This is a genomic window from Citrobacter sp. NCU1 (genome assembly GCF_010231475.1).
In the GTDB taxonomy this organism is placed as follows: domain Bacteria; phylum Pseudomonadota; class Gammaproteobacteria; order Enterobacterales; family Enterobacteriaceae; genus Citrobacter_D.
The window spans coordinates 49,041-64,469 of the sequence record NZ_NRDO01000040.1; the positions used below are offsets into that span (position 1 = coordinate 49,041).

Below are 15,429 nucleotides of genomic sequence, written 5' to 3' on the forward strand. Positions count from 1 at the left end.
CACGTTTGTGGATTTGTTCGCCAGCGCGTGATGCCCTTTTTTTGTCTGCTTTATAACCACAGTAATTATGTGGTAAATAAGGAAGGAAGAAGCTTTTTAGTGGTTATGTTTCAGGTTGAATGCGCCGTTACTCAAATTATTTAGCGCCGGGCGTTGGAAAATAAAGATGTATCTTTATTACTCGTTTATATTTTCAGTAAAATTAACCATTCAGAAAAATTAACGAAATTTTTTAAAATACACATGCCATTTTTCTAAGAAAAATCCGAATCCTTGCCGGGGCGCCTATTCCTTAATAAAAATAAGCCTAACTTCAAGTTTGCCTTACGGGAAAATATTATCATCATCCGTCAATATCAGACTTTTACCAAGAAAAGTCTGTTGCTAATGTTGATAGATTCATGCAATTTAATCACCTGTTTGTTATAGACTCGACGTGCTTCAAGTTGCATGTGCTACGGCTGAATTCGTTTAGTCCAGTCACGGCGTTTCGTTAGTGCCTGGTGCCGCAGCCCGTTGTCCTGCAACTCGAAATATTGAGCCAGAACATCCAGCCTGATGATTACAGTCACACAAACTGCAGGGAAATAGGGCTGAAATGAATCGTAGTGCGCGCAGCAAAATGCTGAAGTTCCTCGGAACGATCATGGTGGCATTGCTCCCCGTGATGCTGGCGCTATGGTTCGCTCACAACCGCGCGGTATCTGAAACACATAACCAGCTTCACTCTTTTGCACAACTGGCGTTAGATAAAACAGAACTGGTGATCTTGCAGGCCGATTTAGCACGTGACGCCGCAGAACAGTATCAAGGAAAAGCATGCACTTCTGCGCATCAGCAACGTATGCTGAATATTATTCGTGGTCGCTTGTATATTAGCGAGCTAATTTATGCTCAGGGCGATCATTTTTTGTGTTCGACCGTTATGACGCCCGCCAGCCCTTATATTATTCCCTCTGCCGATTATCACCGAAAACCAGACACCGCTATTTATTACTATCGCGATACCCCTTTTTTTGCAGGCTATAAAATGACGTATATGCAAAGGGGAAACTATGTGGCTGTAATCAATCCGTTATCTTACAGCGAAGTGATGTCTGACGATCAGAGCCTGGCATGGGGGGTGTATGATACGGTCACTGAATCATTTTTCTCTGTCAGCGAGTGGGCCAATGTTGCGCAATTACTACCGCTGATACGTCGCGATACATTAATTTTTCAGGAGGACAATCGTTTCTACACTATTGTGCATTCTGAAAAACGCCCCATTGCGGTTATTGTTTCAACGTCAAGCGATCGTTTTTACCAGAACCTGTATCACCAGGCTACCCTGACACTGCCGTTAGGCATTATCTGTAGCATTCTTCTGTTATTGATGGGGTGGCGTACCCGCCGGGAATATCACTCTCCCCGCCGTTTGCTACAGCGTGCGATTGATAAACGTCAGCTCTGTGTGCATTACCAGCCGATCATTGATGTCAAAAATGAAAAATGTGTCGGTGCGGAGGCACTGTTACGCTGGCCGGGATGTGAAGGGCAGGTCATGAGCCCCACGGAGTTTATCCAACTGGCAGAAAAAGAGGGCATGATTGAACAGCTTACAGATTATGTTGTGGAGGGCGTGTTCAATGATTTGGGCCATTTTCTGGCTCGGCATCCCTCTTTGTATATTTCGATCAACCTCTCGGCTTCCGACTTTCACTCCTCACGCCTGATCGCGTTAATTGCTGACAAAACGCGCCAGCATTCGGTGCTTGCGCAACAAATTAAAGTGGAAGTGACGGAGCGCGGATTTATTGATGTACCCAAAATGACGCCAGTGATTCAGGCGTTTCGTCAGGCGGGATACGAAGTCGCCATTGATGATTTCGGCACTGGGTATTCGAACTTGCACAATCTGTATTCGTTGAATGTCGACATTCTGAAGATCGACAAATCGTTTGTCGATACGTTGACTACCAACAGTACCAGCCATCTTATCGCGGAACATATTATTGAGATGGCGCAAAGCCTGCGCCTGAAGACCATTGCGGAAGGTGTGGAGACGGCGGAGCAGGTCAGCTGGTTGCTTAAGCGCGGCGTCCATTTTTGTCAGGGATGGCACTTTGCGAAGGCGCTACCGCCGCAAGAGTTCATGCAATGGTTACAACGACCGCCCGCGAGCATGATGCAGCACGAGCAGTAACGTTACAGACTATGGCGGTAGTCGCTGGGGGTACGATCAAACTCGCGGCGGAAGACGCGCGAAAAGGTTTGTTGCGACACATATCCCAGATCCATCGCAATATCAAAAATCGGACGCTCGGTCGTTCTTAGTTCCACTGCGGCCAGCAGGAGTCGACGCTGGCGAATATAGTCGCCCAACGTCTGGCGCATCACCGTTCGGAACATTCGCTGCAAGTACCACTTCGAATAACCTGATTTTTTTGCGACCACATCAATGTTCAGCGGTTGGTCGATATGTTCATCAATCCATTCAATAAGGGTTTGAATAATCTGCTGATGGGACATATTGCTGCCTCTTTCTCAGTGTTCAATTCGTCGTTTTGTCTGCGGGCGAGTATAATTCCTCAAGTTAACTTGAGGTAAAGCGATTTATGGAAAAGAAATTACCCCGCATTAAAGCCCTTTTGACACCGGGTGAGGTGGCGAAGCGTAGCGGCGTGGCGGTATCCGCTTTGCACTTTTACGAAAGCAAAGGGTTGATCAGCAGTGTTCGCAACAGCGGCAACCAGCGACGATATAAACGCGATGTGTTGCGTTATGTGGCGATCATTAAAATTGCCCAACGAATTGGCATTCCCCTGGCGACCATTGGCGAGGCGCTGGGCGTGCTGCCAGAAGGTCATACGTTGAGTGCAAAAGAGTGGCGGCAGCTTTCATCACAGTGGCGTGAGGAACTGGACAGGCGCATCCACACGTTGGTGGCATTGCGTGATGAACTGGACGGTTGTATTGGCTGCGGTTGTCTTTCACGGAGTGACTGCCCATTGCGTAACCCAGGCGATCAGTTGGGCGAGCAAGGGACGGGCGCGCGATTACTGGAAGATGATTAAAAGATTCGTTTTTACCTGGCGGCGCGATGCTTATCCGGGTTGTCATTGGCGCGCTTTTGCCGGACGGAAAACGCGCGCTCCAGCGATAAAAGGACAAAACTAAAGCGCCACAGAGGGCGCTTTAGTTTGTTTCCGGTCTTTGTCTTTCACTCTATCCCGCTGGTTCACGGGAGGGTTTCCCCCGACATCAACACCCCTCAGTCGAGCACGTGGTGGAGGTTCCGGTCTGTGTTGATACTGTAATTGTATGCCACGACCGCAGGTTTGCCACTGTTATGCCGAATTTTTAGCCGAAATTTTTACGCCATCTTCGACAATTTTCTATAGTTAATTGGAATGAAAAACAGGAGGCAAACATGCTGACAGTACATCACTTGAATCAGTCCCGATCCCAGCGCGTACTGTGGGCATTAGAGGAGTTATCGCTGCCGTACCAGATTGTTCGTTATCAGCGTGAAAAGACGATGCTGGCACCGCAGGCGCTGAAAAAGATCCACCCGCTTGGCAAATCCCCGGTGATTGAAGACAACGGCGCCATCCTCGCCGAATCCGGGGCAATACTAGAGTATTTGCAGGAAACCTATGACAACGCAGGACACTTTAAACCGATTGATAGCGAACAGAAACGGCAGTACCGATTCTGGCTTCATTATGCTGAAGGTTCGCTGATGCCGTTGCTGCTGCTGAAGTTGGTTTTCGTGAGTCTCGGTAAACCTCCCGTCCCCTTTGGCTTGCGTACGTTGGGGGGTGTGCTGGGTCAAGGGGTGCAGAAAGCCTGGCTTAATCCGCAACTGGAAACGCACGCCCGCTATATTGATGCGCATCTGGCGGGACGCCCCTGGTTTGCCGGAGAGCAGATCAGCATGGCGGACATTCAAATGAGCTTCCCGTTGTTTGCGCTGCTTGCCAGAAGCGGGATCGATGACCTGACGCACATCAGCGCCTGGAAAACACGGGTGGAGACGCGACCCGCCTGGCAACGCGCGATTGCTCAGGGGGGCGCATTTGAGATCCCCGGAGGGTAAAAAGTTATCGGGTTGTTTTTTAATCAGTCGGGAAAAAATTGTTATCAGATTGCGCATTGACGATAACGTTTGCGCATCGATTGTCTGTTTCTTCACCATTCTAAAAAGAAATGCATAAAAAGGGACAAAGTTCAGTTGAAAACCCCCGTAGAATCGCTGGATAATCGTTTGCTTTTTTTTACTACCCGTTTTGTATGCGCGGAGCTAAACGTTTGCTTTTTTGCGACACCCCTATCGTCGCAAACGTAGCACAAGGAGATGACGTTTCGCTGGCAGTGGATTGTCCACCACGCATATCGACGAAAAATAAACTCTCAGGGGATGTTTTCTATGTCTACGCCTTCAGCGCGTACCGGCGGTTCACTTGACGCCTGGTTTAAAATTTCACACCGCGGAAGTACCGTCCGTCAGGAAGTGGTTGCCGGATTAACGACGTTTCTGGCGATGGTCTACTCGGTGATCGTCGTTCCGGGGATGCTGGGTAAAGCAGGATTCCCGCCAGCCGCCGTATTTGTGGCGACTTGTCTGGTGGCGGGTATTGGCTCGATTGTGATGGGGCTGTGGGCGAATCTGCCGCTGGCCATTGGTTGTGCGATTTCATTGACCGCCTTCACCGCGTTTAGTCTGGTGCTGGGCCAGCACATCAGCGTACCGGTCGCGCTTGGCGCGGTGTTCCTGATGGGCGTGCTGTTTACGGTTATCTCCGCAACGGGTATCCGTAGTTGGATCCTGCGAAACCTGCCGCAAGGTGTCGCGCACGGGACTGGTATTGGTATCGGCCTGTTCCTGCTGCTGATTGCCGCAAACGGCGTGGGTCTGGTCATTAAGAACCCGCTGGACGGTCTGCCGGTTGCGCTGGGTCAATTTGACTCCTTCCCGGTGATCATGTCGCTGATTGGCCTGGCGGTGATTGTCGGTCTGGAAAAACTGAAAGTGCCAGGCGGCATTCTGCTCACCATCATCGGTATTTCCGTTGTAGGTCTGATCTTCGACCCGAACGTGCATTTCTCCGGTATTTTCGCCATGCCTTCGCTGAGCGATGAAAACGGCAACTCGCTGATTGGCAGCCTGGACATTATGGGCGCGCTGAACCCTGTTGTGCTGCCGAGTGTACTGGCCTTGGTGATGACGGCGGTGTTTGATGCCACAGGCACGATCCGTGCGGTTGCCGGTCAGGCGAACCTGCTGGATAAAGACGGGCAGATTATCGACGGCGGCAAAGCGCTGACCACGGACTCCCTGAGCAGCGTCTTCTCCGGGCTGGTCGGTGCGGCTCCGGCGGCGGTGTACATTGAATCAGCAGCCGGTACGGCGGCAGGCGGAAAAACCGGCCTGACAGCCATTACCGTTGGCGTGTTGTTCCTGTTTATTCTGTTCCTTTCTCCGCTCTCCTATCTGGTGCCGGTCTATGCAACCGCGCCAGCGCTGATGTATGTCGGCCTGCTGATGCTGAGCAACGTGGGCAAAATCGACTTTACTGATTTTGTTGATGCGATGGCAGGACTGGTCACGGCGGTGTTTATCGTCCTGACCTGCAACATCGTGACCGGCATTATGATCGGTTTTGCGACGCTGGTGATCGGTCGTCTGGTCTCGGGTGAATGGCGTAAGCTGAACATCGGTACGGTAGTGATCGCGGTGGCGCTGGTTGTATTTTATGCAGGCGGCTGGGCTATCTAATCCTGTCGACCCCTCTAAAAACGGGTGGCTTTTGCCGCCCGTTTTTATTTTCGGAGCACTCCCGTTGTCTTTTGCGTTACCCTGAGGAAGATAGAATGAGGCACGACGCCTCTCAGTCCTTATCATAAGAAACATCGCAAACAGGGATCGCATGGAAATTTTCTTCACGATACTCATTATGACCCTCGTGGTCTCGCTGTCCGGGGTAGTGACGCGCGTATTACCCTTTCAACTTCCTCTCCCCCTCATGCAAATCGCCGTTGGCGCGTTGCTGGCGTGGCCGACGTTTGGTTTGCATGTGGAATTTGACCCTGAACTGTTTCTGGTTCTGTTTATACCGCCACTGCTGTTTGCCGATGGCTGGAAGACGCCGACCCGCGAATTCCTTGAACACGGGCGAGAGATTTTGGGGCTGGCGCTGGCGTTAGTGATCGTCACGGTGGTCGGGATTGGTTTTATGATCTACTGGCTGGTGCCTGGTATTCCGCTGATTCCGGCCTTTGCGCTGGCGGCGGTCCTGTCACCGACCGATGCGGTGGCACTCTCCGGGATTGTGGGTGAAGGGCGTATTCCGAAAAAAATTATGGGCATCCTGCAAGGTGAAGCGTTGATGAATGACGCCTCCGGCCTGGTGTCGTTGAAGTTTGCGGTGGCCGTGGCGATGGGCACGATGGTGTTTACCGTCGGCGGCGCAACGGTAGAGTTCTTTAAAGTGGCGGCTGGCGGGATTCTGGCGGGGTTTGTGGTCAGTTGGCTCTATGGTCGCTCTTTGCGTTTCCTGAGCCGCTGGGGCGGCGATGAACCGGCAACGCAGATCGTTCTGCTGTTCCTGCTGCCGTTTGCTTCCTATCTGATTGCGGAACATATTGGCGTGTCCGGGATTTTGGCGGCGGTCGCGGCCGGGATGACCATCACCCGTTCCGGTGTTATGCGTCGTGCGCCGCTGGCGATGCGTCTGCGTGCTAACAGTACCTGGGCGATGCTGGAGTTTGTGTTTAACGGCATGGTCTTTCTGCTGTTGGGGCTGCAATTGCCGGGCATTCTGGAATCTTCGCTGGTGGCGGCAGAAGCCGATCCGAATGTCGAAATGTGGATGCTGTTTACCGATATTGTGTTGATTTATGTGGCGCTGATGTTGGTACGATTTGGCTGGTTGTGGACGATGAAAAATTTCAGCCAGCGCTTCCTGAAGAAAAAACCGATGGAGTTTGGCTCCTGGACGACGCGTGAGATTTTGATCGCCTCTTTCGCCGGGGTTCGCGGGGCAATCACTCTGGCCGGTGTCCTTTCCATCCCGCTGCTGCTGCCTGATGGCAGCGTCTTTCCCGCGCGCTACGAACTCATCTTTTTGGCCGCAGGCGTGATTTTATTCTCGCTGTTTGTTGGTGTGGTGATGCTGCCGATTCTGCTGCAACATCTGGAAGTGGCCGACCACTCTCAGCAACAGAAAGAGATACGGATTGCGCGGGCAGCGACGGCAGAGGTGGCGATTGTCGCCATCCAGAAAATGGAAGAGCGTCTGGCGGCGGATAGCGAAGAGAACATCGATAACCAGTTGCTGACGGAGGTCAGTTCCCGCGTGATTGGTAATCTGCGCCGTCGTGCCGATGGGCGTAATGATGTCGAAAGTTCAATGCAGGAAGAAAACCTTGAACGGCGATTCCGTCTGGCGGCATTACGCTCCGAGCGTGCCGAGTTGTATCACCTGCGCGCCACGCGCGAGATCAGCAATGAGACGTTGCAGAAACTGTTGCACGATCTTGATTTGCTGGAAGCGCTGCTGATCGAAAATCAGTAAACGTCGGTATTGCCCACTGGATATGCGCATTCGGCAACGATGCGCAGGTGAACGTGCCTGATGGCGCTACGCTTATCAGGCCTACAAACCCTGCCTGTGCACCCGGTGGCGCTTATCAGGCCTACAACATCAGGGCATGCTTCTTCGTAGGCCGGATAAGGCGTGAGTGCCGCCATCCGGCACCCCACTTTGCGAGCCGCATTCCTGAATGAATCAGGCTATCTTGCTGCTTCCCTCTGATCCTCCTATGTTGCGAAAAAAGGAGGGAATATGTCTGACTATCGACGCAACTATATTAACGGTGGGACATGGTTTTTCACGGTTAACCTGCGCAATCGCAGGAGTCATCTTTTGACAACGCAAATCACTGCGCTTCGCGATGCCATTTGGGTGGTTAAAAGAAATAAGCCATTTCACATCAATGCCTGGGTCGTCTTGCCTGAGCATATGCACTGTATCTGGACGTTGCCCGACAACGAATATGACTTTTCTTGCCGCTGGCGGGAGATTAAAAAACGATTCAGTAAGACACTGCGCTTAAACCAGATCTGGCAACCACGATTCTGGGAACACACTCTCCGGGATGAGCGTGATTACCATCACCACATTGATTATATTTATCTCAATCCCATTAAGCATGGATGGGTTAAGCAGGTGAACGAATGGCCTTTTTCCACGTTTCATCGTGATGTGAGTCTGGGTTTGTATCCAGAAAACTGGGCCGGTGAAGTGACAGACTTATGCGCAGGTGAACGTGCCTGATGGCGCTGCGCTTATCAGGCCTACAAACCCGGTCTGTGCGCCCGGTGGCGTTTCGCTTACCGTGCCTGATGGCACTGCGCTTATCAGGCCTACAAATCCTGTCTGTGCGCCCGGTGGTGTTTCGATTACCGTGCCTGATGGCGCTGCGCTTATCAGGCCTACAAACCCTGTCTGTGCACCCGGTGGCGTTTCGCTTACTGTGCCTGATGGCGCTGCGCTTATCAGGCCTACAAATCCTGTCTGTGCGCCCGGTGGCGTTTCGCTTACTGTGCCTGATGGCGCTGCGCTTATCAGGCCTACAAATCCTGCTTGTGCACCCGTGGCGTTTCGCTTACCGGGCAATGCGCCGTTCCTGCGTTAGCCAAAATCCTTCGCAACATTTCAACCATGCCTGGGCGCTATGCGACAGGTAAACGCCTTCGCGCCAAATCATCCCCAACTGCCAGTGTAAGTCGCTCTCCAGCGGGAACCAGCGTAGTGTGTTCTTATCCAGACGCTGACAAATCGGTTCCGGCAAAATGGCAATGCCAACGCCCGCCTGCACCATGGCCGCCAGAAAATCCCACTGCCCGCTGCGCACGGCAATGCGCGGTTTCACGCCATGCTGGTGAAAAAGCTGCATCAGCTGGCGGCTCAATGCAAAATCTTCGTTGTAAATCAGCAATGGGTGTTCTGCCAACGCTTCAGGCGAAATCGACTCGCGCTTCATCCACTGACCCGATCGCGGCACCAGCACGCACAGAGGGTGGCTAAAGAGTGGCAACGTTGCCAGCCCGCTTTCCTCTTCGACAGGCAGTGCGGTCATGGCGACATCCAGTTCGCCATTGATCACCGCCTGCTGCACCGTCAGGCCGCCAAACTCGGAAATCTTCAGCTCCACGCCGGGGTAGCGCTGGCGAAACAGGCTAATCGGTCCTGCCATTAACATGCCCACCATCGGGGGAATGCCGAGGCGCAACACGCCCTTATTGAGATGGTTAATATCGCCTAACTCATCTTCCAGTTGGCGGAACTCCGCGAGAATGGCCAGTCCGCGCTCAAAGACCACGCGCCCCGTATCGGTCAGCAACAGCCGCCGCCCGTCGCGGATCAGCAACGTACAGTTAAGTTCATCTTCAAGGTTCTTCAGCATTTTGCTAATGGTCGGCTGGGTGACAAATAACTTCTCCGCTGCGCGGGTGAAACTTTGCTGGCGCACCACCTCGACAAAATAACGCAGCGTTCTGATATCCATGATTATTCCTTAAGACTATGCCTGCAATGAGTTTAATTCATTTCAGTCGAGGGCGGAGGCTCTCTATACTGGCGCTTCGTTTTATTTTTCAGGACATTTCCTCATGGCTGTGGCGATAAGCCGCGTTACGCCTGCCGTTGTGCAACGACTCCAGGTACCAGTTCAGGTACTGCTGTATGCAGGTTTATTTGTTTTTGCCCAATATCTTGTCTCCTGGCTGCATCTGCCGTTACCCGCCAATCTGGTCGGGATGGTTTTGATGTTGGCGTTGATTGTCTGTCGGGTGATTCCGCTCAAATGGGTTCGTGCGGGCGCACACTGGTTGCTGGCAGAAATGCTGCTGTTTTTTGTGCCTGCGGTGGTCGCTGTCGTCAACTACACGCAACTGCTGCTGGTGGACGGATGGCGTATCTTCGCGGTGATTGCCATCAGCACTTTAATGGTACTGGGCACCACGGCGTGGGTGGTGGACAAAGTGTATCGCTACGAGCTAAGCAGGTTAAACCGTGAGTAATTTCCAGTTAAGCATACTGTGCCTGGCTGTCACGCTGGTTATCTATTTTGCCAACAAACGTCTGTACCGTCGTTTTCGTAAACTGCCGTTAATGCCGTTGGTCCTTACTCCCGCGATCCTGGTGTTGATGCTGGTGTTGGGGCATATCTCCTGGCAAAACTACATTGGCGAATCGCACTGGCTGTTGTGGCTGCTCGGTCCAGCGACCATTGCTTTCGCTGTACCGGTTTACGATAACATCGCGATTATCAAGCGCCACTGGATGTCGCTAACTGCAGGAGTGGTGACGGCGACGGTGGTGGCTATCACCAGTTCCGTGTGGCTGGCGCGCTTATTTACATTGCCGGATGAGATCCAGCGTAGTCTGGCGGTGCGTTCTATCACCACCCCCTTTGCGCTGGCGGCGGCAGAACCGTTGGGTGGGCAACCGGATTTAGTCGCGCTGTTTGTCGTGGTCACCGGAGTATTTGGCATGGCGGTCGGCGACGCACTGTTTTTGCGTCTCTCGATTCGTGAAGGGATGGCAAAAGGTGCGGGATTTGGTGCCGCGTCCCACGGCGCGGGAACCGCGCGATCCTACGAACTGGGTCAACAGGAAGGCGTTGTCGCCAGCCTGGTGATGATGCTTTCAGGGGTAGTGACCGTACTGGCAGCGCCGCTGGTTGCCAGAGTGATGTTCTAATTTTGCGGTCGGTAATGTTCTTTACTCTGCGTACTCATTACACTGGCGGGTAACTCTACTCGCTGGTGTAAGGATACAAAGTGTGAAGTATTTATGGCTGTCTGCCCTCTTATTTAGCCAGGCCGTTTTGGCCTGGTGTCCCGATGAAAATCAACACATCACCTTGCAAGGCAAGCTGGTGCAGCACACGTATCCTGGGCCGCCGAATTTCGAAAGCATCAAGGATGGTGACGAAGCGCTGACGTACGATTTTTTGCAACTTAACCAGCCTTTTGAATGCAATATCGCCAGCGCAGGCGAAACGGTTTTGGAAGTGCAGCTTATTTTCATCGATAAGACCAAAGTCACTTACGCCGACATCGCGCCCAGTCTGGATAAAGAGGTCATTGTGACGGGAGAAACGATGTACCAGCAGTCTGGCTGGCACTTCACTTCCGTATTACTCCTGCTGGATGATGTAAAAGAGGTCAGCGGGGCGGACACGCCAGAGCAGAAAAAGAGTATGTTGACTCAGTTGCAACAGTTTCAGCAGGCGCTGCGTGAAAAGAACGTGGCCGCGCTGAAAGCGTATTTTGTGTTTCCGGTTGAGGGCGATACGTGGGGCTTTTTCCCTCATGTTGACTCGCAGGAGCCGGAAAAACTCACCGAAGCCGTTTTTGACAAAAATGCGACAAAAGTCATTGATAGCTTGCAGATGCTCAGTGAAATCACCGTGGACCCTGATGCACAGACCCTCAGCGAACACAGGATAAACGCGTTATCTGAAGAAGAACAAAAACGACGCTATTTCCCAACAGAAGACGATGGGATGTTCTTTTACGAGGAAAATGGGAAAAAGCATACGGTTGAAGGGACGTGCGATACCGTTGCGAACGGCGAGTTCGAAGAAGGGATTTTGCATCTTTATCTGGGGACCAGCGCAAATAAACAACTGCCTGGGCTTTCAGAGTACTGCGATGGCGCGTCGTCTTATATTTTTAAGCTTATAGACGGAAAACTCAGACTGGTTGGCAGCGTAACCGTGGGGTAGGGCAAAGCGCCACGCGGTTTGCCACCGCGTGGCGCTCGCGATTTATTTCAATCGCGAAACCAGTTCAAACTCGTTAAAGTTCACCGGCCGCTGTTGCTGTATAGAGATATTTCCGGCGATGCCTGTGAGAATCGACATCGCCCCGGCGCGGTGGTCGGCGGCGCGCTGGAGGGGGTCATGCTGTGGCTCGCCGAACAGGTCTGCCAGCATGGCGTTATCGCCACCCCCATGTCCGCCTTCTCCCAATGTGAATGCCGCTTTCCACGGTACGTCGAACATCGGATAAACGGTGATATCGCAAGCCTCAAGACTGCCCTCATTCTCACGTTCACCCCCTGCGTTCACGTAAGATTTCTCAACAATCTTCATCTCCAGGCGCCCTTCACTGCCGTTAAAGACTACGTTTAACCCTTCCCATGGCAAATACGTATTCAGTGAGTAGGTAAGCTGCGTCTGATTCTGGTATTTCACCAGCACCGACATGGTGTCTTCAATGGTAATACCGTCGCTGAACACACTTTGATCGCGAAAGTAATTGTCCTCATGTTCGGCATCGAGATAGAGCGCTTTAAGCTGTGGATTTTCTGCCATCTGTAGCGCAAATGGATCATCTTTGGCGTGTGAGTAACCGTGGGCGCGCGGGTAAAATTGTGTCACGCCACGGCGTTCGGCGTTCTCTTTACCGTAAAAACGCAGGCCGCCTTCGGCATAAACCCGCTCTGGGTAGCTCTCTAGCCAGAAGTTCATCAGGTCAAAGTGATGGGTGGATTTATGTACCAGCAGACCGCCGCTGTTGCGTTTTTCACGGTGCCAGCGACGGAAATAATCGGCCCCGTGCTCCGTATTCAGCAGCCATTCAAAATGAACGGAGTAAACCTCGCCAATGGTGCCGTTCATCAACAGTTCACGCACTTTGCTGTGGTGTGGGGCATAGCGATAATTAAAGGCGACCCGTACCTGCCTGCCGGTTTCCTCAATGGCATCAAGGATGCGTAGCGCGCGTTTTTCATCGATGGTCATCGGCTTTTCTGTGATTACATCGCAGCCAGCGTGCAGCGCCCGGACGATGTAATCATCATGTGTGCGATCCATTGTCGTGACAATAATAATATCCGGGCGGGTTTCGCGGATCATTTCTTCAAACTGCTGGGCTTTCCAGGTGGAAGCGGGGACTGCGCCTTCCTTCTCTAGCAGATGATTAGCGTAATTCATACGGGTTTGGTTGGTATCGCAAAAGGCGACAAGCCTGGCGTTCTCTTTCCATTGCCCACCAATCGCCGAGATATACAGTCCCGCACGCCCACCGGTTCCCACCAGGGCATATTTTCTCATAGCGTCCTCTTTTCACTAAATGAATTAATGTATTGATGTAATAAAAACGATGTTTCAATTCGGTTTGGGTACTGTAGCGCTATTGCAGGAGAGGGGGCGGACACCGATCTAAAAATGTGATCCCCGGCCAAAATGGCCGGGGAGGAGGGGGGGATTAATGTGCGCGACCCTGCTCTACGCCGAGACCGGTCTGGGAACGGATAAACTGGGCGCGGAACTGCTCGCGCTCGCGATTACCTTCTTCAGAGTTATCGGTGGCAGAGAAGAACCAGATCCCGAGGAACGCGGCGGAGATAGAGAACAGCGCCGGGTATTCATACGGGAAGACTGCTTTTTCGTGACCGAGGATTTGTACCCACACGGTTGGGCCAAGCACCATCAGCACCACGGCGGTTAACAGACCTAACCAGCCGCCCATCATCGCTCCCCGGGTGGTCAGTTTTGACCAGTACATCGAAAGCAGGATGATGGGGAAGTTGCAGCTTGCCGCAATGGCAAATGCCAGGCCCACCATGAAGGCGATGTTCTGGTTTTCAAACAGCACGCCCAGCACGATAGCAATCACGCCCAGCACCAGTACGGTTATCTTCGACACCCGCAGTTCTTCACGTTCGGTTGCGCCTTTACGGAATACGTTGGCGTACAAATCGTGAGAGACCGCCGATGCTCCAGCCAGCGTCAGACCCGCGACGACCGCCAGGATGGTGGCGAAGGCGACCGCAGAGATAAAACCGAGGAACAGGTTGCCGCCCACTGCATTAGCCAGGTGGACTGCCGCCATGTTGTTGCCGCCAATCAGTTTGCCTGCTGCGTCTTTGTACTCGGGGTTAGCACCGACCAGCATGATGGCGCCAAAACCGATGATAAAGGTCAGGATGTAGAAGTAACCCATAAAGCCGGTGGCGTAGAACACGCTCTTACGCGCTTCGCGGGCATCGCTGACCGTGAAGAAACGCATCAGAATGTGCGGCAAGCCCGCCGTACCGAACATCAGACCCAGCCCCAGCGACAGTGCGGAGATCGGATCTTTCACCAGTCCACCAGGACTCATGATGGCAGACCCTTTCGGGTGTACCGCCATCGCTTCGGTGAACAGGTTGTTGAAGCTAAAGCCGACGTGCTTCATCACCATAAAGGCCATAAAGCTGGCGCCGAACAGCAACAGTACCGCTTTGATAATCTGCACCCAGGTGGTTGCCAGCATACCGCCGAACAGCACGTACATCATCATCAGTACGCCGACCAGCACCACCGCAACGTGGTAGTTCAGACCGAACAGCAGCTCAATCAATTTACCGGCGCCGACCATCTGCGCTATCAGATACAGTGCCACGACGACCAGTGAGCCGCAGGCGGAAAGAATACGGATCGGCCCTTGTTTCAGGCGATACGAGGCCACATCCGCAAAGGTATAACGCCCCAGGTTACGCAGGCGTTCTGCGATCAGGAACAGAATGATCGGCCAGCCGACCAGGAAGCCCAGCGAATAGATCAGCCCGTCATAGCCGGAGGTAAAGACCAGTGCGGAGATCCCAAGGAACGAGGCGGCGGACATATAATCGCCCGCAATCGCCAGCCCGTTCTGGAAGCCAGTAATATTGCCGCCTGCGGTGTAGTAGTCATTACGGGAGCGCACGCGTTTAGAGGCCCAGTAAGTAATACCGAGCGTAAACACGACGAAAATCAGGAACATGATAATCGCCTGCCAGTTGGTTGGCTGGCGTTGAACTGCACCGCTAATCGCATCCGCTGCGTTGGCAGCGTAAGGTAGTGTGGCGGCAAGCGCCGTCAGGACTCTCTTCATGATGCTTTTACCTCGTGCAGTACCGCGTTGTTAAGACGGTCGAATTCGTTGTTCGCTCGCCAGATATAAATGCCGGTCAGAATGAAGGAGATAAGAATCACCCCCACGCCAATGGGAATACCCCGGGTGACGCTGGTACCCGCATGTAACGGAGTACCTAACCAGCCAGGCGCGAAAGCAATCAGAAGGATAAAGCTGATATAAACCACCAGCATGATAATCGACAGAATGGTGGCAAACCGTTGCCGTTTTTCAACTAATTCCCTGAAACGCGCGCTGTCTTCTATCCGCTGATAAATTGGGTCATTCATCACAGACTCTCCAGAGGTATTCCCTTCGTCTTTCGCGCCACAGGTTCGTTGGCCGCACTCACACACCCCAGTCACATAGTGGGCTATGCTCCTGGGGATGTGCTCGCTTGCCGCCTTCCTGTAACACGAAATCCTTTGGGGGAGGTTTTTATATTTCCCTCCCGGTGAAGAGAGGGTAGGGGTAGATTTGTAGGCCGGATA

14 protein-coding genes are annotated in these 15,429 nt (G+C 52.7%); 9 read left to right on the forward strand and 5 right to left on the reverse strand.

Annotated elements, in window-relative coordinates; genetic code table 11:
• Positions 1-598 precede the first annotated feature (598 nt).
• A complete protein-coding gene (locus CJP72_RS13130; RefSeq protein ID WP_162381796.1) occupies positions 599-2,185 on the forward strand; it encodes an EAL domain-containing protein in 1,587 nt (528 codons plus the stop codon).
• 2 nt (positions 2,186-2,187) lie between these two features.
• Here CJP72_RS13130 and soxS read toward each other — a convergent pair whose 3' ends face one another.
• The gene (gene soxS / locus CJP72_RS13135) at positions 2,188-2,511 is read right to left on the reverse strand and encodes a superoxide response transcriptional regulator SoxS (RefSeq protein WP_162381798.1); all 324 of its coding nucleotides are present in this window, start codon (positions 2,509-2,511) and stop codon (positions 2,188-2,190) included.
• Positions 2,512-2,597: 86 nt separating this feature from the next.
• Here soxS and soxR point away from each other — a divergent pair, with 86 nt between their 5' ends.
• The 5 genes from soxR to CJP72_RS13160 all read left to right on the forward strand — a co-directional run bounded on the left by soxR (position 2,598) and on the right by CJP72_RS13160 (position 8,321).
• Positions 2,598-3,056 (forward strand): redox-sensitive transcriptional activator SoxR, encoded by a 459-nt coding sequence (soxR, locus tag CJP72_RS13140; protein ID WP_162381800.1) that lies wholly within the window; start codon positions 2,598-2,600, stop codon positions 3,054-3,056.
• A gap of 356 nt (positions 3,057-3,412) precedes the next feature.
• A complete protein-coding gene (locus CJP72_RS13145; RefSeq protein WP_162381802.1) occupies positions 3,413-4,081 on the forward strand; it encodes a glutathione S-transferase family protein in 669 nt (222 codons plus the stop codon).
• A 330-nt stretch (positions 4,082-4,411) separates the two neighbouring features.
• Entirely contained in the window at positions 4,412-5,761 is a 1,350-nt protein-coding gene (gene ghxP, locus CJP72_RS13150) for a guanine/hypoxanthine transporter GhxP (protein ID WP_162381803.1), read from the forward strand.
• A 151-nt stretch (positions 5,762-5,912) separates the two neighbouring features.
• The gene (locus tag CJP72_RS13155) at positions 5,913-7,559 is read left to right on the forward strand and encodes a Na+/H+ antiporter (protein WP_162381805.1); all 1,647 of its coding nucleotides are present in this window, start codon (positions 5,913-5,915) and stop codon (positions 7,557-7,559) included.
• 270 nt (positions 7,560-7,829) lie between these two features.
• On the forward strand, positions 7,830-8,321 hold the full coding sequence (locus tag CJP72_RS13160) for an REP-associated tyrosine transposase (RefSeq protein WP_162381807.1): 492 nt from the start codon (positions 7,830-7,832) through the stop codon (positions 8,319-8,321).
• A gap of 331 nt (positions 8,322-8,652) precedes the next feature.
• On the opposite strand, the gene CJP72_RS13165 is transcribed toward CJP72_RS13160, so the two are convergent.
• On the reverse strand, positions 8,653-9,555 hold the full coding sequence (locus CJP72_RS13165) for a LysR family transcriptional regulator (protein WP_162381809.1): 903 nt from the start codon (positions 9,553-9,555) through the stop codon (positions 8,653-8,655).
• 103 nt (positions 9,556-9,658) lie between these two features.
• On the opposite strand from CJP72_RS13165, the gene CJP72_RS13170 reads away from it, so the two are divergent.
• The 3 genes from CJP72_RS13170 to CJP72_RS13180 all read left to right on the forward strand — a co-directional run bounded on the left by CJP72_RS13170 (position 9,659) and on the right by CJP72_RS13180 (position 11,781).
• A complete protein-coding gene (locus CJP72_RS13170) occupies positions 9,659-10,069 on the forward strand; it encodes a CidA/LrgA family protein (protein ID WP_162381810.1) in 411 nt (136 codons plus the stop codon).
• Complete coding sequence (locus tag CJP72_RS13175; protein ID WP_162381812.1) at positions 10,062-10,751, forward strand: LrgB family protein; 690 nt, start codon at positions 10,062-10,064, stop codon at positions 10,749-10,751. Before CJP72_RS13170 ends, CJP72_RS13175 begins: the two co-directional genes overlap by 8 nt.
• 82 nt (positions 10,752-10,833) lie before the next feature.
• Positions 10,834-11,781: a DUF4431 domain-containing protein gene (locus CJP72_RS13180; RefSeq protein WP_162381814.1), complete on the forward strand. Its 948-nt coding sequence runs from the start codon at positions 10,834-10,836 to the stop codon at positions 11,779-11,781.
• A gap of 42 nt (positions 11,782-11,823) precedes the next feature.
• Here CJP72_RS13180 and CJP72_RS13185 read toward each other — a convergent pair whose 3' ends face one another.
• The 3 genes from CJP72_RS13185 to CJP72_RS13195 all read right to left on the reverse strand — a co-directional run bounded on the left by CJP72_RS13185 (position 11,824) and on the right by CJP72_RS13195 (position 15,228).
• On the reverse strand, positions 11,824-13,113 hold the full coding sequence (locus tag CJP72_RS13185; protein WP_162381816.1) for a Gfo/Idh/MocA family protein: 1,290 nt from the start codon (positions 13,111-13,113) through the stop codon (positions 11,824-11,826).
• A gap of 154 nt (positions 13,114-13,267) precedes the next feature.
• Positions 13,268-14,917, reverse strand: coding sequence for a cation/acetate symporter ActP (gene actP / locus CJP72_RS13190; RefSeq protein ID WP_162381818.1), 1,650 nt, complete (start codon positions 14,915-14,917; stop codon positions 13,268-13,270).
• Positions 14,914-15,228 (reverse strand): DUF485 domain-containing protein, encoded by a 315-nt coding sequence (locus CJP72_RS13195; RefSeq protein ID WP_162381819.1) that lies wholly within the window; start codon positions 15,226-15,228, stop codon positions 14,914-14,916. Before CJP72_RS13195 ends, actP begins: the two co-directional genes overlap by 4 nt.
• Positions 15,229-15,429: the final 201 nt, after the last annotated feature.

Bases quoted from the DNA above. Each gene is read 5' to 3' on its own strand.
- soxS (WP_162381798.1), bottom strand. From the start codon at position 2,511: ATGTCCCATCAGCAGATTATTCAAACCCTTATTGAATGGATTGATGAA.
- CJP72_RS13185 (WP_162381816.1), bottom strand. From the start codon at position 13,113: ATGAGAAAATATGCCCTGGTGGGAACCGGTGGGCGTGCGGGACTGTAT.
- CJP72_RS13195 (WP_162381819.1), bottom strand. From the start codon at position 15,228: ATGAATGACCCAATTTATCAGCGGATAGAAGACAGCGCGCGTTTCAGG.
- CJP72_RS13165 (WP_162381809.1), bottom strand. From the start codon at position 9,555: ATGGATATCAGAACGCTGCGTTATTTTGTCGAGGTGGTGCGCCAGCAA.
- CJP72_RS13155 (WP_162381805.1), top strand. From the start codon at position 5,913: ATGGAAATTTTCTTCACGATACTCATTATGACCCTCGTGGTCTCGCTG.
- CJP72_RS13170 (WP_162381810.1), top strand. From the start codon at position 9,659: ATGGCTGTGGCGATAAGCCGCGTTACGCCTGCCGTTGTGCAACGACTC.
- actP (WP_162381818.1), bottom strand. From the start codon at position 14,917: ATGAAGAGAGTCCTGACGGCGCTTGCCGCCACACTACCTTACGCTGCC.
- CJP72_RS13130 (WP_162381796.1), top strand. From the start codon at position 599: ATGAATCGTAGTGCGCGCAGCAAAATGCTGAAGTTCCTCGGAACGATC.
- soxR (WP_162381800.1), top strand. From the start codon at position 2,598: ATGGAAAAGAAATTACCCCGCATTAAAGCCCTTTTGACACCGGGTGAG.
- ghxP (WP_162381803.1), top strand. From the start codon at position 4,412: ATGTCTACGCCTTCAGCGCGTACCGGCGGTTCACTTGACGCCTGGTTT.
- CJP72_RS13145 (WP_162381802.1), top strand. From the start codon at position 3,413: ATGCTGACAGTACATCACTTGAATCAGTCCCGATCCCAGCGCGTACTG.
- CJP72_RS13160 (WP_162381807.1), top strand. From the start codon at position 7,830: ATGTCTGACTATCGACGCAACTATATTAACGGTGGGACATGGTTTTTC.